A 1,352-nucleotide genomic window follows, 5' to 3' on the forward strand; every position below is an offset into this window, starting at 1 on the left:
CGACGACCTCGACGCCGTCGAGCCGTCCCGGGTGGTCTGGGCTGCGGGATGAAATCCGGACCGCTTAATATTCATGTTTCAGGCTGCCATGTTGGATTCGTACCAGTCCTGCTCGGCCTCGTTCGGGGTGCGATATTGGAGCGCCGAATGCAACCTTTTCTGATTGTAACGCAACTCGATGTAACGTGCAATATCCCGAATAGCATGCCGCCGGGTCGGATACGCCGTGCGATGCACCCGCTCCACTTTCAAGGTCGCGTTGAAAGACTCGGCCCACGCATTGTCATAGCAGATACCAGTCCGCCCGACCGACCGGACGATCCCAGCGGCGCGCGTGAATTCGGCGAACTCGGCCGACATGTACTGCGTCCCGCGATCGGAATGGAAGGTCGTTTCCCCAGCCCGGATATGGCGGTTGTTGATCGCCATCTGCAAAGCGTCGGTGACCAGCGAGGTGCGCATGTGATCGGCCATCGCGTACCCCACGACCTTCTTCGTGCAGCAGTCGAGCACGGTGGCCAGGTACACCCAGCCCTGCCAGGTCGGGATATACGTGATATCTCCAACGAGCTTGAGCCCAGGCTCGTCGGCAGTGAAGTCCCTGTTGAACAGGTCGGGCAGATCGGCCGCGTCAGCCGGGATCGTGGTCCTCGGCCCCTTGAGGCGCGGCTGACAAGCCACCAGACCGCGCTCACCCATCAGCACCCGCACGGTCTGCGGATCGCAGTGCCGCCCCGCCCGGGCCAGCTCGGCATGGATCCGCCGGTAGCCGTAGGTACCGTCGGAGTCGGCGAACAGGACCTCGATGATGTCTGCGAGCTCGTCGCGCCACCGCTGCGTCGCCGAGACCGGACGGCCGAGCCACTCGTAGTAGCCGGCCCTGGACACCTCCGCCCAGCGACACATGTTACGGATCGAGTAGTTGCCTTCTTCGCTGTTGATGAACGCGTACTTCGCGGTCACCGGAACTCCTTCGCGAAGAAGGCCGCCGCTTTTCCCAGGAACTCCCGCTCGGCCTTCAACTCACGGACCTCTTTACGCAACCGGGCCAACTCGGCACGCTCCGGCTCGCTGATCTCCGGCAACTCGTCCGGGTGGTCCCTGCGATACGCATTCACCCAATTCCTGAGTGTCTCCGGACCGATACCATGATCACGCGCGACCTCAGCAACCGTCCGCGACGACTCAACCACCGCACGAACCGCTTCCGCCTTGAATTCCGGGCTGAACTTCTTCCGGGCCATTCGTTCCCTTCCATTTCTCCCACGGATTCTACCCGTTGGGGCTCTTGGTCCGGAAACAATCCCTCACCTCAGTCGATGAGGAGCTGGGTCCCGACGTCGGTCACGGCC

1 protein-coding gene is annotated in these 1,352 nt (G+C 62.6%); it reads right to left on the reverse strand.

Annotated features, from left to right (window positions below; translation table 11 throughout):
* Positions 1–78: 78 nt before the first annotated feature.
* Positions 79–1,244 (reverse strand): IS3 family transposase gene (locus IFY26_RS17510; RefSeq protein ID WP_232550292.1). Its coding sequence is split into 2 segments (ribosomal slippage): positions 79–998 and positions 998–1,244, totalling 1,167 coding nucleotides; the frame shifts between segments, so codons are not numbered across the junction.
* Between the last annotated feature and the right edge of the window lie 108 nt (positions 1,245–1,352).

The sequence above is a fragment of the Propioniciclava soli genome (assembly GCF_014858005.1).
In the GTDB taxonomy this organism is placed as follows: domain Bacteria; phylum Actinomycetota; class Actinomycetes; order Propionibacteriales; family Propionibacteriaceae; genus Propioniciclava; species Propioniciclava soli.